This is a genomic window from Vibrio albus (assembly GCF_003144035.1).
GTDB classification, from domain to species: domain Bacteria; phylum Pseudomonadota; class Gammaproteobacteria; order Enterobacterales; family Vibrionaceae; genus Vibrio; species Vibrio albus.
Genome location: NZ_QFWT01000029.1, coordinates 1 through 1174, shown reverse-complemented (window position 1 = coordinate 1174; position 1174 = coordinate 1). Strand labels below are relative to the sequence as shown.

At 40.5% G+C, this 1174-nt stretch carries 1 protein-coding gene; it reads left to right on the top strand.

Annotated elements, in window-relative coordinates:
- Positions 1-41: 41 nt before the first annotated feature.
- Positions 42-1065 (top strand): IS630 family transposase gene (locus DI392_RS19355; RefSeq protein ID WP_109321333.1). Its coding sequence is split into 2 segments (ribosomal slippage): positions 42-488 and positions 490-1065, totalling 1023 coding nucleotides; the frame shifts between segments, so codons are not numbered across the junction.
- Positions 1066-1174: the final 109 nt, after the last annotated feature.

Here is a 1174-nt window from a genome sequence, read left to right as displayed (position 1 = left end):
ACTAATTTTATGATCTAATGTAAGCTTCGAAAGGAGCTTATATGACACCTGATTTCCCTAAACTAATTCGCGCCACATCAGATGCAAGAATGCGAACAAGACTACTTGCCGTTTCCCACTTTGTTGATGGGAAAAATCGTGCTCAAATTGCGACATTTCTTAAAGTGAGTCGTACTAGTGTCAATTCTTGGGTTTCTGCTTATTTAAAAGATGGCATTGAGGGACTTACTGAAAAACAACATACTGGTCGCCCGCCACGCCTTACCCCGGTTCAACTTATACAGCTAAAGCAATACATCATATCTAATGCGGTTAAACCTGATGGTGGAAGGTTGCAAGGGAGCGATATTATTGAGTTCATCGGTGAAGAATTTGGTATTCCTTACAGCTTATCTGGTGTCTATAAAATATTAAGGAAGCTAGACCTGGTCTGGATAACAACACGCTCAAAACATCCAAAGCAATCCATTGAAAAACAAGAAGACTTTAAAAAAATTCCAAATAAAAACGATCCTTAAGATCCCTGGCCACGTTCATCTTAATGATGTTTTGATATGGTTTCAGGACGAAGCAAGATTCGGTCAGCGTAATACGACTACAAGAGCGTGGACCGAGAAGGGGACACGCCTAAGAGTGGTACAACAGCAGCAATTTGAATTCGCTTATCTTTTCGGTGCTGTCTGTATCAATACAGGAGAAACCGAAGCGCTGATTTACCCCATGAGCAATATGGATGTCATGAAAGAACATCTCAAACTGATTTCCAAAGCCACACCCATAGGAAAGCATTCCGTTGTAATAATGGATCAAGCAAGTTGGCATCAGCACCATTTAGCAGAACAGTTTCCTAATCTATCCATCATACACATTCCGCCTTACTCACCAGAATTAAATCCAATCGAACAAGTATGGAGTTGGCTACGTCAGCACGAGCTAGCCAATCGATGTTTTGAAAACTATGAAGATATAGTCAACTCTGTCGAGCGAGCATGGAACAGATTTAGAGAAGACACAAACCGAGTCATGTCTCTCTGTTTTAGAAGCTGGACAAATTTGACCAATTAATTAGTGCGATTGGTATTATACCAATCGCACTAATTTTATGATCTAATATCAGCTTCAAATAGGAGCTGATATGACAATCCCAGACTTCCCCAAACTCATTCGTTCAGCA